This window comes from Frigoribacterium sp. CF331 (genome assembly GCF_057787905.1).
Window position 1 is genome coordinate 2,247,153 of record NZ_CM173545.1, and the last position, 23,273, is coordinate 2,270,425.

General features: G+C 71.8%; 21 protein-coding genes. 14 read left to right on the plus strand and 7 right to left on the minus strand.

Annotation, left to right across the window (positions count from 1 at the left end; all coding sequences use genetic code 11):
* Positions 1–154: 154 nt before the first annotated feature.
* Positions 155–1,537, plus strand: coding sequence for a hemolysin family protein (locus AC3CCI_RS10455; protein ID WP_354594853.1), 1,383 nt, complete (start codon positions 155–157; stop codon positions 1,535–1,537).
* A complete protein-coding gene (locus tag AC3CCI_RS10460) occupies positions 1,534–2,574 on the plus strand; it encodes a hemolysin family protein (protein ID WP_354594852.1) in 1,041 nt (346 codons plus the stop codon). Before AC3CCI_RS10455 ends, AC3CCI_RS10460 begins: the two co-directional genes overlap by 4 nt.
* A 92-nt stretch (positions 2,575–2,666) precedes the next feature.
* On the opposite strand, the gene AC3CCI_RS10465 is transcribed toward AC3CCI_RS10460, so the two are convergent.
* The gene (locus tag AC3CCI_RS10465; protein WP_354594851.1) at positions 2,667–3,326 is read right to left on the minus strand and encodes a GntR family transcriptional regulator; all 660 of its coding nucleotides are present in this window, start codon (positions 3,324–3,326) and stop codon (positions 2,667–2,669) included.
* A 201-nt stretch (positions 3,327–3,527) separates the two neighbouring features.
* Complete coding sequence (locus AC3CCI_RS10470; RefSeq protein ID WP_488627144.1) at positions 3,528–5,276, minus strand: glycerol-3-phosphate dehydrogenase/oxidase; 1,749 nt, start codon at positions 5,274–5,276, stop codon at positions 3,528–3,530.
* 192 nt (positions 5,277–5,468) lie between these two features.
* On the opposite strand from AC3CCI_RS10470, the gene AC3CCI_RS10475 reads away from it, so the two are divergent.
* From AC3CCI_RS10475 to AC3CCI_RS10500, 6 genes are all read left to right on the plus strand, one after another.
* Entirely contained in the window at positions 5,469–6,368 is a 900-nt protein-coding gene (locus tag AC3CCI_RS10475) for a sugar-binding transcriptional regulator (RefSeq protein ID WP_354594866.1), read from the plus strand.
* 116 nt (positions 6,369–6,484) lie between these two features.
* Positions 6,485–7,051 carry a type 1 glutamine amidotransferase domain-containing protein gene (locus tag AC3CCI_RS10480; RefSeq protein ID WP_354594849.1) on the plus strand — a complete coding sequence of 189 codons (567 nt, stop codon included), beginning with the start codon at positions 6,485–6,487 and terminating at the stop codon, positions 7,049–7,051.
* A gap of 145 nt (positions 7,052–7,196) precedes the next feature.
* Complete coding sequence (locus AC3CCI_RS10485) at positions 7,197–7,796, plus strand: hypothetical protein (protein WP_354594848.1); 600 nt, start codon at positions 7,197–7,199, stop codon at positions 7,794–7,796.
* Between the two features lie 130 nt (positions 7,797–7,926).
* Positions 7,927–9,135, plus strand: a complete 1,209-nt coding sequence (locus AC3CCI_RS10490; protein WP_488627145.1) for a GAF domain-containing protein — start codon at positions 7,927–7,929, stop codon at positions 9,133–9,135.
* A 384-nt stretch (positions 9,136–9,519) separates the two neighbouring features.
* Positions 9,520–10,686 carry an RtcB family protein gene (locus AC3CCI_RS10495; protein ID WP_488627146.1) on the plus strand — a complete coding sequence of 389 codons (1,167 nt, stop codon included), beginning with the start codon at positions 9,520–9,522 and terminating at the stop codon, positions 10,684–10,686.
* Between the two features lie 41 nt (positions 10,687–10,727).
* Complete coding sequence (locus AC3CCI_RS10500) at positions 10,728–11,066, plus strand: biopolymer transporter Tol (RefSeq protein WP_488627147.1); 339 nt, start codon at positions 10,728–10,730, stop codon at positions 11,064–11,066.
* Between the two features lie 55 nt (positions 11,067–11,121).
* Here the strand turns inward: AC3CCI_RS10500 and AC3CCI_RS10505 are convergent, their stop codons facing one another.
* Genes AC3CCI_RS10505 through AC3CCI_RS10520 form a run of 4 tightly spaced genes read right to left on the minus strand, consistent with a single transcriptional unit; the run spans position 11,122 to position 15,466 of the window.
* Positions 11,122–11,469 carry a helix-turn-helix domain-containing protein gene (locus tag AC3CCI_RS10505; RefSeq protein WP_354594844.1) on the minus strand — a complete coding sequence of 116 codons (348 nt, stop codon included), beginning with the start codon at positions 11,467–11,469 and terminating at the stop codon, positions 11,122–11,124.
* On the minus strand, positions 11,466–12,293 hold the full coding sequence (locus AC3CCI_RS10510; RefSeq protein ID WP_488627148.1) for a ferritin family protein: 828 nt from the start codon (positions 12,291–12,293) through the stop codon (positions 11,466–11,468). Before AC3CCI_RS10510 ends, AC3CCI_RS10505 begins: the two co-directional genes overlap by 4 nt.
* Before the next feature lie 21 nt (positions 12,294–12,314).
* Positions 12,315–14,648, minus strand: coding sequence for an SDR family oxidoreductase (locus AC3CCI_RS10515; RefSeq protein WP_488627149.1), 2,334 nt, complete (start codon positions 14,646–14,648; stop codon positions 12,315–12,317).
* Positions 14,645–15,466, minus strand: coding sequence for a hypothetical protein (locus AC3CCI_RS10520; protein ID WP_354594841.1), 822 nt, complete (start codon positions 15,464–15,466; stop codon positions 14,645–14,647). Before AC3CCI_RS10520 ends, AC3CCI_RS10515 begins: the two co-directional genes overlap by 4 nt.
* A gap of 98 nt (positions 15,467–15,564) precedes the next feature.
* Between AC3CCI_RS10520 and AC3CCI_RS10525 the strand changes: the two genes are divergently transcribed.
* From AC3CCI_RS10525 to epsC, 6 genes are all read left to right on the plus strand, one after another.
* Positions 15,565–16,344 carry an SDR family NAD(P)-dependent oxidoreductase gene (locus AC3CCI_RS10525; protein WP_354594840.1) on the plus strand — a complete coding sequence of 260 codons (780 nt, stop codon included), beginning with the start codon at positions 15,565–15,567 and terminating at the stop codon, positions 16,342–16,344.
* Positions 16,341–17,300: a lysophospholipid acyltransferase family protein gene (locus tag AC3CCI_RS10530; RefSeq protein ID WP_354594839.1), complete on the plus strand. Its 960-nt coding sequence runs from the start codon at positions 16,341–16,343 to the stop codon at positions 17,298–17,300. Before AC3CCI_RS10525 ends, AC3CCI_RS10530 begins: the two co-directional genes overlap by 4 nt.
* Positions 17,297–18,994, plus strand: a complete 1,698-nt coding sequence (locus AC3CCI_RS10535; protein WP_488627150.1) for an FAD-binding oxidoreductase — start codon at positions 17,297–17,299, stop codon at positions 18,992–18,994. The genes AC3CCI_RS10530 and AC3CCI_RS10535 overlap by 4 nt, the downstream gene beginning before the upstream one ends.
* A 346-nt stretch (positions 18,995–19,340) precedes the next feature.
* A complete protein-coding gene (locus tag AC3CCI_RS10540) occupies positions 19,341–20,237 on the plus strand; it encodes a hypothetical protein (RefSeq protein ID WP_488627151.1) in 897 nt (298 codons plus the stop codon).
* Positions 20,238–20,492: 255 nt separating this feature from the next.
* Positions 20,493–21,431 (plus strand): cysteine synthase A, encoded by a 939-nt coding sequence (gene cysK, locus AC3CCI_RS10545; protein ID WP_488627152.1) that lies wholly within the window; start codon positions 20,493–20,495, stop codon positions 21,429–21,431.
* A gap of 1 nt (position 21,432) precedes the next feature.
* The gene (epsC, locus tag AC3CCI_RS10550; protein ID WP_354594835.1) at positions 21,433–21,984 is read left to right on the plus strand and encodes a serine O-acetyltransferase EpsC; all 552 of its coding nucleotides are present in this window, start codon (positions 21,433–21,435) and stop codon (positions 21,982–21,984) included.
* A 77-nt stretch (positions 21,985–22,061) separates the two neighbouring features.
* On the opposite strand, the gene AC3CCI_RS10555 is transcribed toward epsC, so the two are convergent.
* Complete coding sequence (locus tag AC3CCI_RS10555) at positions 22,062–23,240, minus strand: acyltransferase family protein (RefSeq protein WP_354594834.1); 1,179 nt, start codon at positions 23,238–23,240, stop codon at positions 22,062–22,064.
* Between the last annotated feature and the right edge of the window lie 33 nt (positions 23,241–23,273).

A 23,273-nucleotide genomic window follows, 5' to 3' on the forward strand; every position in this document is an offset into this window, starting at 1 on the left:
CTCCTCGGCCCGTCGTGCACCGGCTGCACGTTCCCAGGTGACGGGCGGCGAGGCTGCTTACTGTTCTCGGTCATGGACGAACCTCCCTCTCACATGCCCTGGCCTCTCCCACGCCTGACCGCCCACACGGTCGTCACGGACGGGGAGGGGCGACATGAATGAGTGGGTCATGGTCGGCATCGGCCTCGTGCTCACCGTCGGCACCGGCTTCTTCGTCGCGTCCGAGTTCTCGCTGGTCAACCTCGACCGCAACGAGCTGGAGGCGCGGCGCGACCGGGGCGAGAAGCGCCTCGGTCCCACGATCGGGGCGTTGCGCATCACCTCGACGCACCTCTCGGGCGCGCAGCTGGGCATCACGCTGACCACGCTGCTGACCGGGTACACCTTCGAGCCCGCCATCAGCTCGATGCTCAGCGGCCCCCTCGACGCCGTGGGCGTGCCCGCCGGGGCGGTGCCCGTCGTGGGCAGCGTCGCGGGCATCGTGCTCGCCACCCTGTTCTCGATGGTGGTCGGCGAGCTCGTGCCGAAGAACTTCGCGCTGGCGCTGCCCCTGGCCACGGCGAAGTTCGTCGTCCCGTTCCAGGTCGCGTTCACGACCGTCTTCAAGCCGCTCATCGTGCTCTTCAACGACACGGCCAACGCCGCCATCCGTGCCCTGGGCATCGAGCCGAAGGAGGAGCTGTCGGGGGCCCGCTCGGCGGAGGAGCTCAGCTCGCTCGTGCGCCGGTCGGCGCTCGAGGGGCAGCTCGACCAGGACCACGCGACCCTGCTCGGCCGCACCCTGCGCTTCTCGCAGCACGACGCCTCCGAGGTGATGACGCCGCGCGTCCGCATGACGACCATCGCCTCGACCGGCACGGCCGCCGACGTGGTCGAGGCCGCCCTGGCCTCGGGGTTCTCGCGGTTCCCGGTGATCGGCGACGACAGCGACGACATCGTCGGCGTCGTGCACGTGAAGCACGCGTTCGCCGTCCCGCTCGCCGAGCGCGCCTCCGTGGGCTCGACCTCGCTCATGCAGGAGGCGCGGTTCGTGCCCGAGAGCATGGGCACCGACTCGCTGCTCGGCCTGCTGCGCCACGGTGGCCTGCAGATGGCCGTCGTCCGCGACGAGTTCGGCGGCACCGCCGGCCTCGTCACCCTCGAGGACGTCGTCGAGGAGCTCGTCGGCGAGCTCGAGGACGAACACGACCGGGCCCGGGTGGGCATCGTGCGCCAGGCCGGCACCGTGCTGTTCGACGGGTCGCTGCGGCCTGACGAGCTGGCCGACCGGGCCGGCATCCGGGTTCCCGACGACGGCGACTACGAGACGGTGGCCGGCTTCGTCATCGACCGGCTCGACCGCCTGCCCGAGGTGGGTGACGAGGTCGCCCTCGAGGGCGGCAGCGGCAGCCTGCGGGTCGAGCGGGTCGCGAACGGGCGCCTCGAGCGCCTGCGGTTCGTGCCTGCCCCCGACCCCGCCGACGGCCTCGACGCCGTGGCACCCACGACCGAGCACGACCGCGTCGTCGCGTCGCTGCGAGAAGGGATCACCCGATGAGCGAGTACCTGCCCGGCATCGTCTGGCTCGTCGTGCTGCTGGTCGTCAACGGCTTCTTCGTCGGCGCCGAGTTCGCCGTCATCTCCGCCCGCCGCTCGCAGATCGAGCCGCGGGCGGAGGCCGGCAGCAAGGCGGCGAAGAAGACCCTCTGGGCGATGGAGCACGCGACGCTGATGCTGGCCACCAGCCAGCTCGGCATCACGGTCTGCTCTCTCGTCATCCTGAACGTCTCGGAGCCGGCGATCCACCACCTGCTCGAGATCCCGCTCGGCCTGACCAGCCTGTCGGCCGAGGCGATCGGCGTCGTCGCGTTCGTCGTGGCGCTCGTGCTCGTCACCTTCTTGCACGTCGTCGTCGGCGAGATGATCCCGAAGAACCTGTCGTTCTCGGTGCCCGACCGCGCCGCCCTGATCCTGGCGCCGCCGCTCGTGTTCGTCGCGACGGTGTTCAAGCCGGTCATCTGGTCGCTGAACGCGGTGGCCAACGGCGTGCTGCGGCTGTTCCGGGTCGAGCCGAAGGACGAGGCGACGAGCTCGTACACCCTCGACGAGGTCGCGACGATCGTGCGGCAGTCGACCCGCGAGGGCACCCTGTCGGACTCGTCGGGCACCCTCTCGGCCGCGTTCGAGTTCACGACCCGCAAGGTGCGCGACGTCGAGGTGCCGCTCGACGAGATGGTCCACCTGGCTCCGGGGTCGACCCCGGCGGACGTGCAGCGGGCCGTGGCGGCCCGCGGGTACTCGAGGTACGTGCTCACCGACGGCGAGGGACAGCCCACGGGCTACCTGCACCTCAAGGACGTCATGGACCTCACGGACGACGTGTCGTTCGCGTCGCCCGTGCCCGAGAAGCGCATCCGTCGCCTGGGCGCGGTCGGCCGCGACACCGACCTCGAGGACGCCCTCGCCTCGATGCGACGGGTCGGGGCGCACGTGGCCCGGTCGGTCTCGGCCGACGGGGTCACCACGGGCGTGCTGTTCTTGGAGGACATCATCGAGGAGCTCGTCGGCGAGGTCGACGACGTCATCGCGACCTGACCGCCGGTGCCCGTGCCGGTGCCGGTGCCGGTGTCTGCCGCGGCAGAGGCCGGTGCCTGCGTCTGCCGGGGCGGGTGCCGACGGGCGCCGTGTCAGGGGAGGGGGTGCGGGCCGGGCAGGGCGTGCAGCTCGGCGGCGGCCGACTCGGCCGCGATCGGGTCGCCCGCCTCGGTCGCCCGGCGGAGGGCCACGAACGACTGGGCCATCGAGTCCCAGTGGAGCACCTGCACGATGTTGGGCACCCGCAGCTTGTAGGCGAGGCCGTCGGTGACGTCCGAGCAGACCTTGACGAGGGCCGGGTTGCCGCAGTGCTCGACGTAGGTCGAGAACAGGGCGACGGCGTGGGCGTTGAGGGCCGGGCCGTCCTCGCGGGCGAGGTCGTCGAGGCAGACGTCGATGGCCCGCACGATGTCGCGGGTGACCTCGGCCGTCAGGTTCGGCACCGCGAGGCGGACGGCGCCGGCGAAGAGCACGCCCAGGGTCTGCACGGCCTCGACGGCCTCCTCGGCCTTGGGGGTGGCGACCTTCGTGTAGCGGTTCGGGGCCATCTCGACCAGGCCCGCCCGGACGAGGTCGCCGAGGGCCTCGCGGATGGGGGTGCGAGAGACCTGCAACCAGGCGATCAGCTCGTCGTCGTGCAGTCGCTCGCCCGGCTCGAGCGTGCCGTCGATGATCGCGTCACGGATGCGGCTGCGGACCGTGTCGCGCAAGAGCTGCCGCTCGGCGGCGGGGGGAGAGACGGGGATCGGCATGCGGCCTCCTCATGGTCTGGGGCGGGGCGCCCAGCCGACATACTAATACGATTTCCGCTTTCGTTGCCCGATGGGCAGTGAAAGTAGAATGTCAATTCTGCCCCGACGCCCCGATGCGTCGACGTCCCGACGCCCCGACGGCACGACGAAGCCCCGCCCCTCCGTGGAGGGGCGGGGCTTCTCGAACCGGGACCGACGTCGCTACTCGGCGGCTGCCGTGGCGGGTGCCGCCACCGGCACGTGCTGCGAGGCGACCTCGACGCCGTGCGCGTCGCGCAGGGTCGTCAGGGTGCGCTCGATCTCGTCGTCGCGCCGCTCGGACGACCAGCCGAGCGAGTCGGCCATGACGTCGGCGATCTCGGTCAGCAACTCGATCGTCACGCCGCCGACGAAGGCGAGGTTGGTGCGGCGCAGGACGACGTCGGTCAGGTGGACGGCGTCCTCGTGCTCGGCGAAGTAGGCGATCTCGGCCGTGGTCAGGGTCGGGTCGGCGTCGAGGGCCTGCGACGGCTGGTCGAGCAGCACCTCGATGACCTCGGAGGCGCGGGTGCCGTAGCGGGTCAGCAAGCGGTCGACCTGGTCGCGGTCGAGACCGTCCGCGTGCGCGGCGACCCAGGTGGTGCGGGCCCCGTCGGTGGTCGGGAACCCCTTGCCGCCGCCGATCGCCATGCCGGTCGTGTCGACCGAGCGGCGCACGCCGAGCTTCGTCGTGGCCTCGGTCGAGAGGTGGGCCGACAGGGCGCGGAAGGTCGTCCACTTGCCGCCGACGAGGCTCAGCACGGTCGTGCCGGGCAGCTCGGCGACCTCGGTCTCGACGATGCGGTAGTCGCGAGACACGAAGCCGGCCGCGAGGTCGTCGTGCTTCGGCAGCGGGCGGACGCCCGAGTAGCGGTAGACGATGTGGTCGCGGTTCAGCTCGATGTCGGGGTACACGTGCTTGACCAGGTCGAAGAAGTAGTCGACCTCTTCTTCGGTGCAGACGGCTGGCTCGGCCATGTCGGCCTCGAGGTCGGTGGTGCCGATCAGCACACGGCCCTTGAGCGGGTAGATCAACACGATGCGGCCGTCGTTGTTCTCGAAGAAGATCTCGCGGCCGTTGGTGGCCTCGAGCAGCTCGGGGCTGTCGACGACGATGTGCGAGCCCTTGGTGCCGCCCATGTACTGGGACTCGGCGCCGAAGGCCTTGTTGGTGAGGTCGGTCCAGGGCCCGGAGGCGTTGATGACGACGTCGGCCCTGACCGTGAACTCGGTGCCGCTGACGACGTCGCGCAGGGTCACGCCGCCGTCGGCGGTGCCGACGGCCTCGAGGTAGTTCGCGCTGCGGGCGTTGTCGCCGGCGGCCAGGCCGTCCTTCAGGACGTCGAGCGCCAGGCGCTCGGGCTCGTGGACCGAGGCGTCGTAGTAGGTGCCGGTGTACTTGAGGGACTTGTTCAGGTGCGGCATCTCGGCGAGGGCCTTCTTGCGCCCGAGGAACCTGTGGCGGGGCACCGAGCCGCCGTCGCGCGAGAACGAGTCGTACATCGTCATGCCCACCTTGATGAGCAGGGCTCCGCGCTCCTTCGTGGAGCGCTGCTTGTGCGTGAGCATGCGCAGGGGGGCGTTCATGATGCCGCTGAACGTCGAGAAGATCGGCATCGTGGTCTGCAGCGGCTTGACGTAGTGCGGGGCGATCTTGAGCAGGCCGTTGCGCTCCTCGACGCTCTCGCGGACGAGGCGGAACTCGCCGTTCTCGAGGTAGCGGATGCCACCGTGGATCATGTGCGACGAGGCGGCGGACGCGCCCGAGGCGTAGTCGGCACGCTCGACGAGCACGACGTCGACCCCCTGGAGGGCCAGGTCGCGGAAGGTCGCGATGCCGTTGATGCCACCGCCGACGACGAGCACCTGTGCCGTCGGGCGGTCGACGATGCGCTGCACGTTGGGACGGATCGAGTCTGTCTTCTTCGACATGGTCACTGCTTCTTTCGAGATGCGATGTCTGGTGGTGGTGACCGACTCGTCCTGCGGGCCGGTAGATTCATCGTCGTCCCGATGCACACTGGGTGCAACGTATCTGCACGAACGTGCAAGGAGGTCCCCGTGGTCGCTGCCGATCAGTCCGAACGCACGCAGGAGGCGCTGCGCGCGGCGCATCTCTACTACATGCAGGACCTCACGATGGAGGCCATCGCGCACGAGCTGCAGACGTCCCGGTCGTCCGTCTCGCGCCTCCTGAAGTCGGCTCGTGAGACGGGGCTCGTCGACATCCAGATCAAGTCGCCCCTCGACCAGCCCACCGCCGTCGGCGACGGCCTGCACCGGCGCTTCGGCGTGGTGGCGCACGTCGTCCCGGTGCCCGACCAGACGAGCGACGTCGACCGCCTCGACCGAGTCGCCCTGTCGGCTGCACGAACGCTCACGCAGTACGTCGACTCGAACATGGTCGTGGGCGTCGCGTGGGGCTCGACCGTGAGCGCGGTCAGCCGGTACCTGGTGCCCAAGACGACGCACAACACCGTCTTCGTCCAGCTGAACGGAGCGGCCAACACCCGCACCACCGGCATCGAGTACGCGAGCGAGATCCTCCGTCGCTTCGGGCACGCGTACGGCGCGTTGATCCAGCAGTTCCCGGTGCCGGCCTTCTTCGACGACCCCGCCACCAAGCGTGCGCTGTGGAGCGAGCGCAGCACCCGCCGCGTCCTGTCGCTGCAGGGCGAGATGGACCTCGTCGTCTTCGGCGTCGGTTCGCGTGAGGCGCACGTGCCGAGCCACGTCTACTCGGGGGGCTACCTCGAGCAGAGCGACCACGACAGCCTCGCCCACGACCACGTCGTCGGCGACGTCGCGACGGTCTTCTTCCGCGAGGACGGCTCGTCGACCGACATCGAGCTCAACCAGCGGGCCACCGGGCCCGACCTGGCCACCATCCGACGGACGCCGCGTCGCGTCTGCGTCGTCGCCGGCGAGGCGAAGGTCGTCAGCGTCCGGGGCGCCCTGGCCGCCGGCCTGGTCACCGACCTCATCCTCGACGAGGGGACGGCGCGGGCCCTCCTCGCGAGCTGACGCCGGGACGAGGAGGCGCGGTCGGGGTACAGCGCGCCAGCCGCGACCCAGCCCGCCCGCGTAGACGGGGGTGGTCGCACACCGGGCCCCTGACGGGCCCCGAGAGGAGCATCACCATGGCAAGCACCGATCTCACCGGACGTCGCGTCCTCGCGATCGTCACCAACTACGGCGTCGAGCAGGACGAGCTCGTCGTGCCCGTCGCGAAGCTGCGCGAACAGGGCGCCACCGTCGTCGTCGCCGGCGTCTCGACCGAGCCGGTCGAGACGCTCGTCGGCGACAAGGACCCCGGCCAGTCCGTCCGCCCCGACACGACCATCGCCGAGGCCGACGCCGCCGACCACGACATGCTGCTCGTGCCCGGCGGGACGATCAACGCCGACACCCTGCGCACCGAGAGCGACGCCGTCGAGCTCGTCAAGGCGTTCGCGTCGGCCGGCAAGCCGATCGCGGCCATCTGCCACGGGCCCTGGGCCCTGATCGAGGCCGGTCTCGTCGAGGGCAAGGAGCTCACGTCGTTCGCGTCGTTGCAGACCGACGTCCGCAACGCCGGCGGCACCTGGGTGGACCGCTCGGTCGTGACCGACGTCGAGCAGGGCTTCACGCTCGTGACGTCGCGCGACCCCGACGACCTCGAGGACTTCGTCCGCGAGGCCTCGACGGCCCTGGCCGAGACGGCCTGACGCCCGACCCGCACCCCGAGCGGGTGTCCGTCGTCCCCGGACGGGACGGTGGGCACCCGCACGGGTCTTTAATGGGACCTCGGGCCCGACGTCGGCCCGCACCCGGTCGCCTCGGCGTCCGGCCGGTCGAGAGAGGGGTCCGACGATGTTCGGCAAGGCGCGTGCCCTCCCCTCCGAACCCGCGACCCCCGACCCCGTGGCCCTCGAGCGCGCCGTGTCCGAGGGCATCCTCATCTCGCGGGCGGCCGCCGTCGTGTCGGTGGCGAACTCCATCGTCATCCGTGCGTTGCGCGACCACGAGCACTTCGACCACGAGCGCACCCGCGAGGCCGTTCGGACGATCCTCGGTCGCCTCGCCGCCGAACAGCGCGAGCAGAACGAGCGCATCGGTGGCGAACGGGCCAAGGCCCTGAAGGCCAAGGGGCGTTCGCGACACCAGCACGACTACCGGCGCGGAGACGACGACACCCTGTGGTTCCGCGAGAAGACCTACACGGCCGTGGCCGAGAGGCTGGACGACCTGCAGTCCGACGACGAGTTCGTCGGGGGGATCGTGTCCGCCGCCGTCGAGCGCGCCTGGGGCGACGTCGGGGCCGTGATCGTCACCCGGGTGTCGGCCGTCGAGGCGGTCGACCCGGCGTACCACGACGAACGCGACCAGCGCCTCCGGGCGTTCGTCGACGAGGACATCGCCCGCCTGCTCGCGCAGCCCCCTCCGGGGTCCGACGCCCCGCGGTCGGTCTGACCGCCGGGCGACGGCCCCCGACCTGGGGCTGGCACCCCTCGACCGCGGCGGTCACCATGGAGCGACACCGCTCGGCCCTCACCACGCAGAGCCCTCGTCGATCAGGCCACCGTCGTGGGAGGAGCCCGGCATGAACCGTCTCGTGACCCCCGTGCTGCACGGGGTGATCCGGCAGCGCAACCGCTGGTTCGACCGTCGGCTCGGGCTGCCGAAGCCCGAGGGGGTCGCCCGGGCGCACGCGCCGGGCGTCAGCCCCGACCGCGTGCTGCTGTTCGGCAGCGGTCCCGCCGTGGGGTGGGGCGTCCGCAGCCACGACCTCGGCCTGGCCGGCCATCTCGCACGTGCCGTGTCGCAGTCCACGGGTCGGGGGGTCGACGTCGACGTGCTGGCGGACCCCACCATGCGTGTGACCACGGCTCGACGCGTGCTCGCCGACCGCGACCTCGCGCGGTACGACGCCGTGGTCGTGGTGGCCGGCATCAACGACGCCCTCGAGATGACCGACCTCACGAGGTGGCGGCGCGCCTTCGTCGACCTGCTGGTGCACATCGAGACCGAGACCGGCGGGGCCAGCAGCCCCGTGCTGGTGACCGGCATCCAGGCGCCCAGCGAGGTCACCGTGTTCCGCATCGCCTGCGGCGGGCTCGTCGACCGCCACGCGGCCGAGCTGAACGACATCATCCGCGACGTCTGCTCGACGCACCCCCGCGTGCACGTGCTGATGCCGCCGTCGCCGCTCTCGGGCCACGACGACCGCGACCAGCTCATCGCCAAGTACGCGCGCTGGGGCGAGGCGCAGGCCGAGCTGCTCGCGCCGATGCTCGACGCCCAGATGTCCGCCGGGGGCGGTGTCGCGCGGGCGCGTCGGCACGCTCCCCAGGCCGAGGTCGACCGGATCGAGGCGATCCGGGCGCTCGGCCTGCTCGACACCGACCCCGAGGAGCGCTTCGACGACATCGTCGAACGGGCGCGGACCCTGCTCTGCGCGACCGGCGCCGCGTTCTCGCTCGTCACGGCGGATCGCACCTGGAACAAGGCGCTCGTCGGCGGGGGCGACCGCGAGATGCCGGCCGCCCTGTCGTTCTGCGCCCACACGGTGGCCGGCGGTCAACCGTTCGTCGTCGAGGACGCCTGGGCGGACGAGCGCTTCGGCGTCGACGCCCCGGCACGGTTCTACGCCGGCTATCCGGTCGAGAGCCCCGACGGCGTCCGCATCGGGGCCCTCTGCGTCGCCGACCCCGAGCCCCGCACGGTCGAGAGCGTCGACCTCGTCATGCTGCGCGAGCTCGCCCTCAGCGTGCAGCGCGAACTCACTCGTCAGGCCGTCGCCCGCCCCTGATCGGCGGCCCGCCTCCGACCGAAGTCGCACTGGACACGCGACACGCCCGGGATGTAAGTTCGGTCCTCCGCGCCGACCGACGGTGCGGACACGTCGGCACGACGAGACAGAGCACGAGAGGAGGCCGCGATGTCGCACGAACGCACGCCGCGCCTCCTCGGCCAGCAGCCGCTCGACGGCAAGCCCGTCGAGGGCACGTCCTATAGCGGGCGACGCTGGCTCTCTCTCGACCCCCTCCGCTAGGCCCGACGACGTCACCCGACGCCCCGAGCCCACGAGGCCCGGGGCGTTCTCGTCTCTCCGACACCGCAGGCTCGACGGCCGCGGCACGAGGGGACGTCCGCCCGCCCCGGCCGACGACCCCCTCACAGAATCGAAAGGACCATGAAGAAGATCACGTCCCGGCTGTTCAGCTGGGCAAGCCTGCTCGAGGAGAACACCGAGCAGCAGGCACGGACGACGTCGACGATGCCGTTCATCTACCCGCACCTCGCCCTGATGCCCGACGCCCACCTCGGGCTGGGCGCCACCGTCGGGTCGGTGATCCCGACGCTCGGCGCCGTCATGCCGGCGGCCGTCGGGGTCGACATCGGCTGCGGCATGATCGCGGTCAGGACGCAGTTCGTCGCGGGCGACCTGCCCGACGACCGGAAGCCCCTGCGCGAGGCCATCGAGCGTGCCGTTCCGACCTCGGCCGGACGCGCCAACGCGAAGGTCGTGGCGACGGCCGAGCCGCGCGTCGCCGAGCTGACCGCCCTGGCCGAGGCCGCGGGCTTCGACCCGTCGTCGTACGCGAAGACCTGGCAGCTGCAGCTGGGCACGCTCGGTTCGGGCAACCACTTCATCGAGGTCAGCCTCGACGAGACCGACGCCGTGTGGCTCTTCCTGCACTCGGGCAGCCGGGGCGTCGGCAACAAGATCGCCCGGACGCACATCAGGGTCGCGCAGGCGGCCATGAAGCGCTGGTGGATCACGCTGCCCGACCCCGACCTGGCCTACCTCGTCGAGGGCACGCCCGAGTTCGACCGGTACGTCGCCGAGCTGCGGTGGGCCCAGCGGTTCGCGTTGCTGAACCGCGAGGAGATGATGGACCGCGTCGTGCGGCAGTTCGCCGACTGGGTCGGGGCACCCGTCGACGAGCAGGAGCGCATCAACTGCCACCACAACTTCACGCAGCAGGAGCGGCACTTCGGCAAGGACGTCTGGTTGTCGCGCAAGGGCGCCATCTCGGCCCGCGCCGGTGAGCCGGGGTTGATCCCGGGGTCGATGGGCACCGCGTCGTACGTGGTCGAGGGCCGGGGCGACCCGGTCGCCCTGCAGTCGTCCCCGCACGGGGCGGGTCGCGCCTACTCGCGGAGCGCCGCGCGGAAGACCTTCACGCACGAGCAGCTGCGCGAGGCCATGACGGGCATCGAGTACCGCGACACCGACGCGTTCCTCGACGAGATCCCCGCGGCGTACAAGCCGATCGACCAGGTGATGGCCGACGCGGCGTCGCTCGTGACGATCCGCCACACGCTGCGGCAGATCGTCAACGTCAAGGGCGACTGACCGCTGCGCCCGGGGCGGGCCGGCGGTGCAGACTCGAGGTCGTGAGTGCTGCACCGCTGGTCACGCCCGACGGGCGGTACCTCGTGGTGCGCGGCCGGCTGTGGCGGCGGACGGACCCCCGCCTCGACGAGGCGACCCGCGCCTCCCTGGTCCACGAGCTGATGGAGGCGCGGCGCGCGAAGAAGACGGCGCTGGCCGACGACGACGCTGCCGCCGTCGAGGCCGCCCGGGCCCGGGTCGACGCCGCGAAGACCTCGCTCGGCGAACGCGGCCCGGTGTGGTGGGAGGACGACGCCCCCGACGAGACCCGCCGCATGGCACGCAACACGCGCTACGCGGACTGGTTCGCCACGGTCGGGCCTGACGCCGCCACGAACTAAGCACCGCGCCACGCAATCCGATGGCGCAGTGTTCATTTCGTGGCGGGCTGCTGGCCTAGCGGCCCTGGCGCTTCTTGAACGGCTTCGGCTGGCCCTTGACCGCGGGCGTGCGCCCCTTGCCCTTGGACGCCTTGGCCTTGCCCCCGGCGGGCGGGGGTGGCGGCGGGGTCGGGGTCGACGGGCTCGCCAGCTCGTCTTCCGCGACGACGATCGCGGCCTTGCCGGCCTTCGTCAGCCGGTAGGGCGTGACGTCCCGGTCGAAGAGCTTGGCCCCGAACTCGAGCTCGAGCGCCTCGATCGACGACTCGAGCTTCTGCCGCGAGATGCCGAGCTTGTCGGCCGCCACCGGGAAGTGCAGCACCTCGGCGGCGACGAGGAAGTGCCGCAGGTGACTCGTCTTCACGCCGTGGCGACCGAACCGCCGGCGGGGGAGTCGGCACGGATGCCGAGACCGTCGAGGGCCTTCTGGAAGATCGTCAGGCCGCTCATGCCGGGCAGGTTCGAGATGTTCTGGTCGAGCTTGACGGCCGCCTTGCGACCCTCCTCGCCGCTCATCAGCTGGCCGAAGACGAACTTGACGTCGTCGACCTCCATGATCGACGAGCCGACCGGCGCCCAGACCTTCGACAGCAGGAAGCGCGTCAGCTTCTGCGCCTTCTTGCTCGCGAGCAGGCGCTCGCGGGCCTGCGAGACGTAGAAGGCCACGTGGCGGCTCTCCTGCTTCGCGATGCGCTTGAGCAGCTCGGCCAGCACGGGGTCCTTCTCGAGCTCGGCCATGCGCTTGTAGGCCGACACGGCCGAGTACTCGTTCGCGGCACCCCACGACATGTGGACGGCGACGAAGTCCGAGCCGACGATCTTGCCGAGCAGGCCCTGCTTGACCGGGTCGAGGCGCTCGCGCCAACCGAGCTTCAGGCGGTTGGCCCGCAGCTGGTCGTAGTCGACCGTGATGCCGTGCACCTCGAGGATGGCGGCGAGGGCCTCGCCGTGCCAGAACTCCTCGCGGTTCCACATCGTCATGAACGTGGTCATCTCGTTCTCCTTGTGAGAAGGAGTCGTCAGCAGGTCACGGGTGTAGCAGACCGTGTGGTACTCGACGTCGGCCATGTAGCGCAGGGTGCGCAGCGAGTCGGCCGACAGCGGGTTCTCGCGGAAGTGGTCGAGGTCGAGGTCGTCCCAGCTCAGTCGTTCGGAGGTCGCGGCGAACTTGTCGATGTCGAAGGCCATGTGATGTCAGGAGGCGCGGGCTCAGGCCCTGCCTCCGTCTCCTTTCGCTGTGGTGCCGCTGGTGCCGCTCGTGCTGCTGGTGCCGCCGCGCGTCCAGTCGCGGATGCTCCATCTTCTTCGGAGCGCCTCGCGTGCCAGATTGCTGTCGGGGTTGACCGCGTTCGGGTGGCCGACCATCTCGAGCCAGGCGAGGTCGGCGAACGAGTCACCATACCCGTACGACCCCGAGAGGTCGATGTCGTTCGCCTGGGCGTACTGGCGCAGCCAGGCGGCACGGGCCTCGTCGACGAGCGGCGGCTGGGCGAGGTAGCCGGTGTAGACCCCGTCGCGGTGGTGCATCGTGCTGGCGACGACCTCGTCGAAGAGGTGCGCCAACGGCGTCGTCAGGGTGTCGATCGAGCCGGTGACCAGCACCGTGCGGTGCCCTGCGGCGCGGTGCTCGGCGAGCCGTGCCAGCGCGTCGGGCAGGGTGTGGCGCAGGACGGTCTCGGCGTAGCCCTTCGACCGCACGACACCCGACAGGCGCGAGACCGGCATGCCCTCGTACCGTCGCGAGAAGGTGCGGATGAACTCGCCGCGGTCGCGGCCCTCGGCACGCAGGTAGCGGGGCAGCGAGGTGAGCAGGCTGGCGACCTCGCCGGGCCACGCGGCCTTGCGCAAGCCGGCCGAGCGCACCCAGAGGTACTGCTCGACGATGTTGCTCGACAGCACCGTGCCCTCGAGGTCGAAGACGGCCACGACGTCGTCGCGTCGCGGCAGGGCCCGGGTGTCGGCGACGACGGCGGTCGCGGCGGGGCGCACCGAGAAGGCCCGCGTCATCGAGGTGATCGACGGGAAGTGCACCTCTTGGAAGTAGGCCTCCCAGTCGAGGTCGGTGACGTCGAAGCCGACGTCGGCGGGCGACCCCACGGGCAACCCGGCGTGCAGCGCCCTCGTGCGGCGGTCGTCGAAGATGATCTCGGACTGCACGTAGTGGCGGTACAGGTCGGTGAGGCTCTGCAGCGACTCGAGGTCGGCCCGGCGGGTCTGCACCGTGGCGAGTGCCGTGCGGGTGCGCTGCGTGCTCGGCAGGCGGCTGAGCACGGCCTCGCGCACGTCGTTGACGCGGTTCGCGGTGCGGATGGCGCCCTCGACCTTGCGCACCCCCGGGAAGTTCCAGTGCGGGGCCTCGATCGACGAGTGCTCGTCGCGGGGCAACGGGTTCGCCGTGAAGAACGTCTTGAGGTTCTCGAACATGCGCAGGATCGAGAACGGGTTGCTCCCGCCCGAGCTCGCGTGGAAGTACTGCGGGCTGCCGGCCTCGACCGGGTTGGCCGCGACGGCCAGGATCACGTTGACCACGTAGTCGACCGGGATCACGTCGAGCACGCTGTCGGGCACCCCGGGGAACTCGGGCAGCAGACCACGGGCGTACGACATGATCAGCGGGTCGGCGACCTTGAAGCCGTCGATCCACCCGGGGTAGGGGTGGCGGTGGGCGCTCTCGACGATCGCCGGCCGGACGACCGACAGGCGGTGCCCGGCCCCGGCCCACAGCTCTTCGGCGGCCCGCTCGGCGAACGCCTTGGTCAACGTGTAGACGTCGGTCCAGCCGAGCGTCTCGGCCCGGGTGCGCCCGTAGTCGACCAGACGTGCCTTGACCCAGGCGACCCGCGCCTCCTCTGCCGCGGCCGCGACCGCCTGCGGTCCGGTCTTGCCGTGCGCCGCACGACCCTGCGCGAGGAACCCGCGCAGGGTCTCGGGCTGGCGCGAGGCGGCCTCGACGCGGGCGCGGGCGTCGGCGGCGGCGGCACGCTCGGCCCGCCAGTCGACGCTGTGGCCGAGGGACGCCTCGGGGAACACGCCCTTGCGGATGCCGCCGACGTAGGCCGTCGACACGTGCACGACGTGCGGGTCGGTGCCGGTCTTCGCCAGGGCCTCGTACAGCCCGACCGCGCCGCCCACGTTGGTCTCGAAGGCCTGGTCGATGGGCGGGTCGAACGACACCGTCGAGGCGCTGTGGATCACGACGTCGAGGTCGGCGGGCAGGTCGGGCAGGTCGCCGAGCCCGCTCTCGATCACCCGGAGGCGCGCGGTGAGCGCGCCCTCGACGCCCTCGGGCCCGACGGCCTCGCGCCACGACGCGAAGACCGGCTTCTTCAGCAGGTGCCGCAGGCGGCCCTCGGCCGACGTGCCCGCCTTGGGGCGGATCAGCAGGGTCACGGTCGTGCCGGGGTGCGACGAGAGCAACCGCTCGAGGATCGCCTGGCCGACGAAGCCGGTGCCGCCGGTCAGCAGGACGTGCGAGTCGCCGAGGTCGACCCGGGTGGCGCCGGGGGTCCGGTCGGGCAGTGCGAGGCCGGGAGTGGAGCTCATGCGGTCAGCTTTCTGGTCACGGCCGCCGCGACGGCGGCGTCCAGGCCCGGCAGGTCGGCGACGAGGGCGCCCACGCGGTCGGCCCGCACGTGGCCCTCGGCCCCGCCGAACACGGTGGCGTCGAAGAAGGTCCGCTCGGAGTCGGCGCGCTCGACGGCGCCGACCGGCCAGACGGCCGTCAGCAAGGAGGCGCGGGTCATCTTCACCGCGCGGCGCGAGTCGCGCAGGCGCCAGTCGGCCTCGCTGGCGAAGAAGCGCTCGTGACGGGCCTTCACCACCCGTGCCCGGTCGACGACGGTCGTCAGCGTCGGGTGGGCGCCGAGCTCGTCGAGACGGTCGTATGCCTCTCGGAGCACCCATTCGTCGACGGCGCCGGTGGTGGTGTGGACGGCGACGATCGGCGATCCGACCGTGACGGCCTGCAGGGCCCGGGTGATCGGACCGCGGCGCTCGGTCGCCTCGGAGGCGGCGTGGCGCTTCGCCCCCTCGGGCACGTCGCGGTTGCGGGGCTCGTCGTGGGCTTCGAGGACGGCGTCGAGGGCGTCGGCCAGCCAGAACTTCTCGAACGCCCAGGTGACCAGGAACGCCGTCACCCGAGTGTCCTTGTGCGTGGCCGTGACGAGCAGGTTGCGCAGGTTCTCCATCGTCGCGCTCTCGAGTCGGCCGAGGTGGCGGACCAGGCGCAGGGCGTCCGCCCCGAGAGGGGCGTCGACGAAGCCGGACAGGTCGAGGTCGGGACGCCAGTTGCCCTGGGCGGTCTTGGTGAACTCGCGGATGTCGAAGTCGAGGTCGGCGCGCGGGGCATCTCTGGTCGTCATGACGGGTGGACCTCCGGGGCAGAAAGGGACGAGGCGAGAAGGGCCTCGAACGTGTCTCGATGCGCGCAGTCTGCTCTCAGCACCGTATCGTAAGCGGCATGGCTGTAGCGCTCGTCACCGGGGGCACGTCCGGCATCGGAGCCGAATTCGCCCGCCAACTCGCCACGCGCGGCTGGGACATCGTCCTGGTCGCCCGTGACCTCACCCGACTCGACGAGACGGCGACCGCGCTGCGCGCCCTCGGCCGCGACGTCGAGGTGCTCGCCGCCGACCTCGGCGATCGCCACGACGTCGACCGGGTCGCCGAGCGGCTGGCCGATCCGACCCGCCCCGTCGACCTGCTCGTGAACAATGCCGGCTTCGGCATGCACACCCCGCTGACCTCCCCCGACGTCGCCGCACACGACCTCGCGTTCGAGGTCATGTGCCGGGCCGTGCTCGTGCTCTCGGGTGCCGCCGCGCGGGCCATGCGCGAGCGCGGGCACGGCCGAATCGTGAACGTCTCGAGCACCGCCGGCCTCATGGCGATGGGCAGCTACTCGGCGATCAAGGCGTGGGTCACGTCCTACAGCGAGGGCCTCTCGGTCGAGCTCCGGGGCACCGGCGTGGGCGTGACGGCGCTGCTGCCGGGCTGGGTGCGGACCGAGTTCCATCAGCGTGCCGGCATAAAGTCGTCGTCGATACCCAACGCCCTGTGGCTCAGCACCGAACAACTGGTCGTCGCGTGCCTGCGCGACGTCGACAAAGGCAAGGTGATCTCCATGCCCACGCTTCGGTACAAGGTGCTGATGGGATTGGTCCGGCACGCCCCCAAGGGTGCCGTCCGGGCGGCGTCCGCGGCGATCTCGTCGAGCCGCCGCGAGCCGGTGGGACGGTGAGCGTGCGGCACGACCGCGACCGGCGCCGCGAACACGCCCGCCTCGACGCCGTGGCACAGCGCGTCGACGACGTCCGCGCCGACGTCGCGCAGCGGGCCGGCGACGTGGCGCAGCGCGCAGGCGACGTGGCCAGCGACGTGCGCGACCGGTTCAGCTCGCGCCGCCACGCGATGGCGCGCTACGTCGCCCAGCGCATGGTGCTCAAGCCGACCATCTGGTCGATCACCGACGTGACGGTCATCGACCGCGACCGCGTCGAGGGCCTCACGGGCGGCTTCATCGTGGTGGCGAACCACTCGAGCCACCTCGACGCCCCGCTCATCCTCGGCGCCCTGCCCCGCAAGCTCGCGCGCTACCTCGCGACCGGGGCCGCCGCCGACTACTTCTTCGACGTGCCGTGGCGGCGTCAGCTGACCGAGCTGTTCTTCAACGCGTTCCCGGTGCAGCGGGGGTCGGGGACGGCGGCGTCCGCGGTCGACGCGACCCGCGCCTCCTCGTCCGGGGCCTCGGCAGGGTCGACTCCGCAGAGCTCGGCCCGTCGGCGGGCCGCGGCCAAGGCGGCCGCGCGGGGGCGTCACGGCCAGCCGACCGTGAGCGCCCGGTCGCTGCTGCAGCGCGGCTACCCCGTGCTGGTCTTCCCCGAGGGCACCCGCTCGAAGGACGGCACGGTGGCCGCCTTCAAGCCCGGTGCCGCGGCGCTCGCGTCGGCCTGCGGCGTCCCCGTCGTGCCGCTCGCCCTGATCGGCGCGAACATCGCGCAGCCCCGGGGCCGCAGCTGGCCCCGTCCCGGGCGGCTGCCCGTCGGCGTCGCGTTCGGCGACCCGATGCGACCCCGCGACGGCGAGTCCGTCGCCGACTTCTCGACGCGCGTGCGCACCGAGATCCTGCGTCTCAAGGACGCCAACACCGCCCGCATCCTGGGCTCGTCAGACCCGCTCGAAGGAGAACGCCCGTGACCGACGTCCAGCAGAAGAAGAGTGCCGCCGTCGACGGCGTCAAGCACATGAAGTGGTGGGGCTGGGGCGTCGAGGGCGTCGCGTTCCACCACGACGACAAGCCGGGCTTCGCTCCCTTCGTGAAGAAGATCGTCGGCGTCGAGCTGTCCCAGGGGCACGACACCGGGCTCTCGTTCGACGACCTCGACGTGCCCGCCTCGCGCGCCGGCACCGAGGTGCTCGACTCGCTCGTGCAGATCGTGGGCGACGGCCAGGTCGTCACCGACGACCTCGACCGCGTCGTGCACACCTACGGCAAGAGCATCCGCGACCTGATCCGCATCCGCGCCGGCCGCCTCGAGCGCGTGCCGGACGTCGTCGTGTACCCGGCCGACGAGGACGAGATCCAGCGCATCGTCGACCTGGCCGTGGCCAGCGACCTCGTTTTGATCCCCTTCGGCGGCGGCAGCAACATCGTCGGCAGCCTCGAGCCGCTGCCGACCGAGGAGCGCACGGTCGTGTCGCTCGACATGGGACGCCTCGACCGCGTGCTCGACATCGACGAGGACGGCGGCCTCGCCCGCATCCAGGCCGGCGGCCAGGGCCCCGACCTCGAAGAGCAGCTGAACGCCCGCGGGTGGACCCTCGGGCACTTCCCCGACAGCTTCACCCACTCGACGCTGGGCGGCTGGGTCGCCACCCGCTCGTCGGGCATGCAGAGCGACAAGTACGGCGACATCGCCGACATCACCAAGGGCCTGCGCGTCGTCCGCCCGGGTGGGGTGCTGTCGATCCGCGCCGTGCCGAGCGCGTCGACGGGGCCGTCGCTGCGCGAGATGATCATCGGCAGCGAGGGGCGCCTGGGCGTCATCACCGAGGTCACGGCCCAGGTGCACCGCCTGCCCGAGAAGCGCGAGATCCTCGCCTACCTGTTCCCGTCCTGGCACGACGGCCTCGCCGCCATGCAGGCCATCGCCGAGAGCGACGCGCACCCCTCGGTCACCCGCGTCAGCGACGCGCACGAGACCGCGTTCTCGTTCGCGACCTCGAAGGCCAGCACGGGCATCTCGAAGGTCGTCTCCGACGCCCTGCCCAAGGTGCTCAAGGCCAAGGGGTGGGACGTCGACGCGATGTGCCTGTCGTTCATCGGCTACGAGGGCAGCCCCGAGCACGTCGCCCACACGCAGAAGATCGTCGGCAAGATCGTCAAGGCGAACAAGGGCATGAGCGTCGGCAAGGGCCCCGGCAAGCTCTACGACCAGAAGAAGTTCGACACGCCCTACCTGCGCGACTTCTTCATGGACCACGGAGGCGCGGCGGACGTCTCCGAGACCGCCGCACCGTGGTCGAAGCTGCGCCTCGTCTCGTCCCGCGTCTACGCCGCGGCGAACCAGGCCTTCGACTCGATCGGCAAGCAGGGCTGGATCATGGGCCACCTGTCGCACTCGTACCACGCGGGCGCGTGCCTCTACTTCACCTTCGCCTTCGAGCACGGCGCCGACGCCGAGGCCGAGTACGACGTGGTCAAGCACGCCATCCAGCAGGCGTTCATCGACACCGGCGCCACCGTGTCCCACCACCACGGCGTCGGACTCGAGCACCAGCCCTGGCTCGCCCAGGACGTCTCGGCCGAGGGCGTGGCCGTCATGCAGGGGCTGTTCGACTCGGCCGACCCGGGACGCGTCTTCAACCCCGGCAAGGTGACCGGCGCGTAGCCCGCCGCCGCGCCTCCTGCGCCGCCGCCGCTGCCGGGCCACCCCGCCACGAACTAAACACCCCGCCACGCAATCGTGTGGCGGGTTGTTTAGTTCGTGGCGGGGTGGCGGGATGGGACGGCAGAGGACGTGTCGTCCACCGGCGCCCGAGGGGACGAGTTCTGCACAGGCTGCCGCGGGGCGCCCAGGCGTCGTCGACCGACCCGGCACCATCGAGGCCATGCCGCCCCGACCCCAGCCCGCGATCACCTTCGTGTCGACACACGGAACCCACAGCCGAGAGGCGGAGGCCCTCCGGCGAGACACCCGGCGAGGTCTGGCGGTCCGGGTGCACCCCGGTGCCTACGTGACGACGGACGACTGGCTGAGGCTCTCCGCGCGCGATCGCCATCTGGTGCGGGTCCGTGCCGTCCTGGCGGGGCTTCCGCCCGACACGGTCGTGTCGCACGAGTCGGCCGCCGCCGTCCACGAGCTGCCCTCCGTGCACGGCGCGGGGACGCGCGTGCACGTCCTCGACCCGGCTCGGGACCGGGTCCGGACGGGTGGACGCGTGGTCAGACACCCTGGGCCGGTCGACGAAGCGGACGTCGTCGACGTGGACGGCATCCGGACCACCTCGGAGTCCCGGACGGCTCTCGACGTCGCGCGCGCTCGCCCCTTCGCCGACGGGGTGCTCTGCGCCGACGCCGTCCTGCGCCGGGCGGCCGACCGGGCGGGGTGCTTCGCCCGACGTGCCTCGCGCACGCCCGCCGACTCCGAACGGCACCGGGCTCGGGTGGAGGCCGCGGTCGTCCCCGCCCGCCGCGAGTTCGCCTCGCGCCTCGAGGACGCGACGGGGGTGCGCGGGCTCGAGGGCGCTCGACGGGTCGTCGCGTTCGCGTCGCCGTGGCCCGAGAACGGTGGCGAGTCCCTGTGTCGGGTCGCGGTGCACGAACTCGGGGCACCCGCACCTCTCATGCAGGTCGAGTTCTTCGACGAGCAGGGGCTGGCGGGTCGCTGCGACTTCGTGTTCGGCGGGTCCGTCCTCGAGTTCGACGGCAAGGTCAAGTACGACCACGAGGCGGTCCGGGGCGGGCTGGCACCGTCGGAGGTGGTGAAGGCGGAGAAGGCCAGGGAGCGGCGATTGTTGCGCACCGGGCAGGTGGCCCGCATCGGCCGGTGCGACGCCGACGACGTGCGGGACCGCGCGCCGCTCGCCCGCATCCTGCAGGACATCGGCGTTCCCCTGCGGGCCCGCCGCTGATCACGTGTCGCGTGCGCCGCCACGAGGTAAACACGCCGCCACGGGATTGCGTGGCGGATTGTTTACTTCGTGGCGGGTCGGCGGGCGGGCGGCGGACGGCGGACGCCGGACGGCGGGTGGGCGGACGGCGGGCGGGCGGGCGCGGCGGGCGGGGCGGGCGTCGTCGGGCGACACACAGGGGGGCGGCGCAGCGTGGCTGCATAGGATGAGGGTCGATTCGTCCGCACAGAACCCGCTCACGGAAGAGACCCGCGCATGCCCGGAATCCACGCCGACATCACCTCGGCCTTCGGCAACACCCCGCTCGTCAAGCTCAACTCGCTGCCCGTCGAGGGCGGGGCCGAGGTGCTGGCCAAGCTCGAGTTCTACAACCCCGGCGCCAGCGTCAAGGACCGGCTGGGCGTCGCCATCGTCGACGCGGCCGAGGCCTCGGGCGACCTGAAGCCCGGCGGCACGATCGTCGAGGGGTCGAGCGGCAACACCGGCATCTCGCTGGCCCTCGTCGGCGCGGCCCGCGGCTACCGGGTGATCGTCACGATGCCCGAGACGATGAGCGTCGAACGCCGCACCGTCATGAAGGCCTACGGCGCCGAGATCGTGCTGACCCCCGGCCCCGAGGGAATGAAGGGCGCCGTCGAGCGGGCGAAGCAGATCGCGGCCGAGACCGAGAACGCGATCTGGGCGCAGCAGTTCGAGACGCAGGCGAACGCCGAGATCCACCGCCGGACGACCGCGCCCGAGATCCTGCGCGACACCGACGGCGCGATCGACTTCTTCGTCGCGGGCGTCGGCACCGGCGGCACGATCACGGGCGTCGGTCAGGTGCTGCACGAGCAGGTCCCCGGCGTGACGGTCGTGGCCGTCGAGCCCGCCGACTCGCCCCTGCTCAGCGAGGGCAAGGCCGGGCCCCACAAGATCCAGGGCATCGGGGCGAACTTCGTGCCTGACGTGCTCGACCGTTCGCAGATCGACGAGGTGTTCCCCGTGCAGCTCGACGACGCCCTGCGCGTCGCCCGCGACCTCGCCACGAAGGAGGGCATCCTCTCGGGCATCTCGTCGGGTGCCATCGTCCACGCGGCGCTCGAGATCGCGAAGCGGCCCGAGAACGCCGGCAAGCGCATCGTCGCGATCGTCTGCGACACGGGCGAGCGCTATCTGTCGACGGTGCTCTTCCAGGACCTCGCGGACGCCTGAGGTGCGCCTGGTCGCCCGCCTGCGGGAGGACCTCGACACCGTCACGAGGCGCGACCCGGCGGCCCGGGGGCGCCTCGAGACCGCCCTGGTCTACTCGGGCCTGCACGCCGTGTGGGCGCACCGCGTGACCTCGCGACTGTGGCGTGCGGGGCCGGCGCCGCGCCTCCTCGGCTCGCGGTTCGCGGCGCGGCTGCTCTCGCAGGCCGTGCGGTCGCTGACCGGCGTCGAGATCCACCCGGGAGCACGCCTCGGCGCCCGGTTGTTCATCGACCACGGCATGGGCGTCGTCATCGGCGAGACCGCGGTGGTCGGCGACGACTGCACGATCTTCCACGGCGTGACGCTCGGCGGCAAGGGACGAGGAGGCGCGCTCGGCCGCCGGCACCCCACCATCGGTGACGGGGTGATGATCGGCGCCGGGGCCGCCGTGCTCGGCGGCGTCACCGTGGGCAGCGGCAGCGTCGTCGGGGCCAACGCGGTCGTCACGAAGGACGTCCCGCCCGGGTCGGTGGCCGTGGGCGTGCCCGCGGTGTCCCGGCCGCGCTCCGTCTGACGGGCACCCCGGACCGATCCCGCCTCGGCAGGCCCCCGCGCCGGCGCCGACCTGCGGGGCCACGGAGCCCCGGGAGGTCAGGCGTTGGTGAGTTCGGGCTCGCGGTCCGACGACGGAGACGTCGAGGAGGCGCGGCGCGGCTCACGGGGCTCGAAGCGTCCCTTGAGCTTCAGGGCCGGCTTCTCGACGAAGTGGTGCGAGAGCACCGACGTGCCGATGGCGGCCGCGAGCACGAGGACGATGCCGAGGGTGCCGTCGACGACCGGCGTGACGAGGGCGATGAACACGACGTGCCAGAGGTAGAGCGGGTACGAGATCGCGCGTCCGAACCAGGCGACGGGTGCGAGCGAGAGCACCCAGGCGACGGGGGAGGGCGCCGTGACGAGTCCACCGATCAGCAGCATCGAGGCCAGCCCGACGGCGGGCAGGGCCACGGCGAAGGTGAGGACGCTCTGCTGCCAGCCCGAGCCGATGAGGACGAGCGACCCGGCGACGCCGGCGACGCCGAGCCAGGTGGCGAGGGCTCCCCATCGACCGGCCAGGGCGCTGCGGACGCGCTCGGACCGCAGCACGACGGCGAGGACGCAGCCCATCAGCAACGGTGCCACGTTGAGGACCGGGCTGAAGTAGATGTCGGGGGTCGCGCCTCCGGACGGGCGGTCGTAGAGGAACCAGGTGGCGACGGCGGACGCGACGATCACGGCCGACAGGCCGGCGACGAGGGCCTTCCGGCGCGCGGCGACGGCGAGCAGCAGCACGAGGACGGGCGGCCAGACGAGGTAGAACTGCTCTTCCATCGAGAGGCTCCACATCGGCGCGAAGACGCCCTGCGAGGTGTCGAAGAAGGCGCGGGCGAGGTTGCCGGTGTACGTCAGGGCAATGAGGGCGGCACCGACCGGGCCGAGGGTCGACCCCTGGTAGTCACCGATCAGCCACCACACCGCGACCCCGACCACCACGACGGCGAGCAGCGTCGGGTAGAGCCGCAGCAGGCGACGGACCCAGAACCGACCGAGCCGGATGCGGCCGGTCGACGCGTGCTCGCGCAGCAGCAGGGTGGTGATCAGGTAGCCCGAGAGGACGAAGAAGACGTTGACGCCCACGAAGCCGCTGCCGAAGCCGGGCACGTGCAGGTGGTACAGCACGACGAGGGCGATGGCCACCGTGCGCAGGCCGTCGAGCGGCAGGACCCGGTCGCGGCGCGTGGTCGAGACGGGCTGCTCGGTCGGCTCCGTGGTCGGCAGGGCTGAGGGCATCGTTGCAGTTTGCCTCAACTTCCTTGGCGCCGC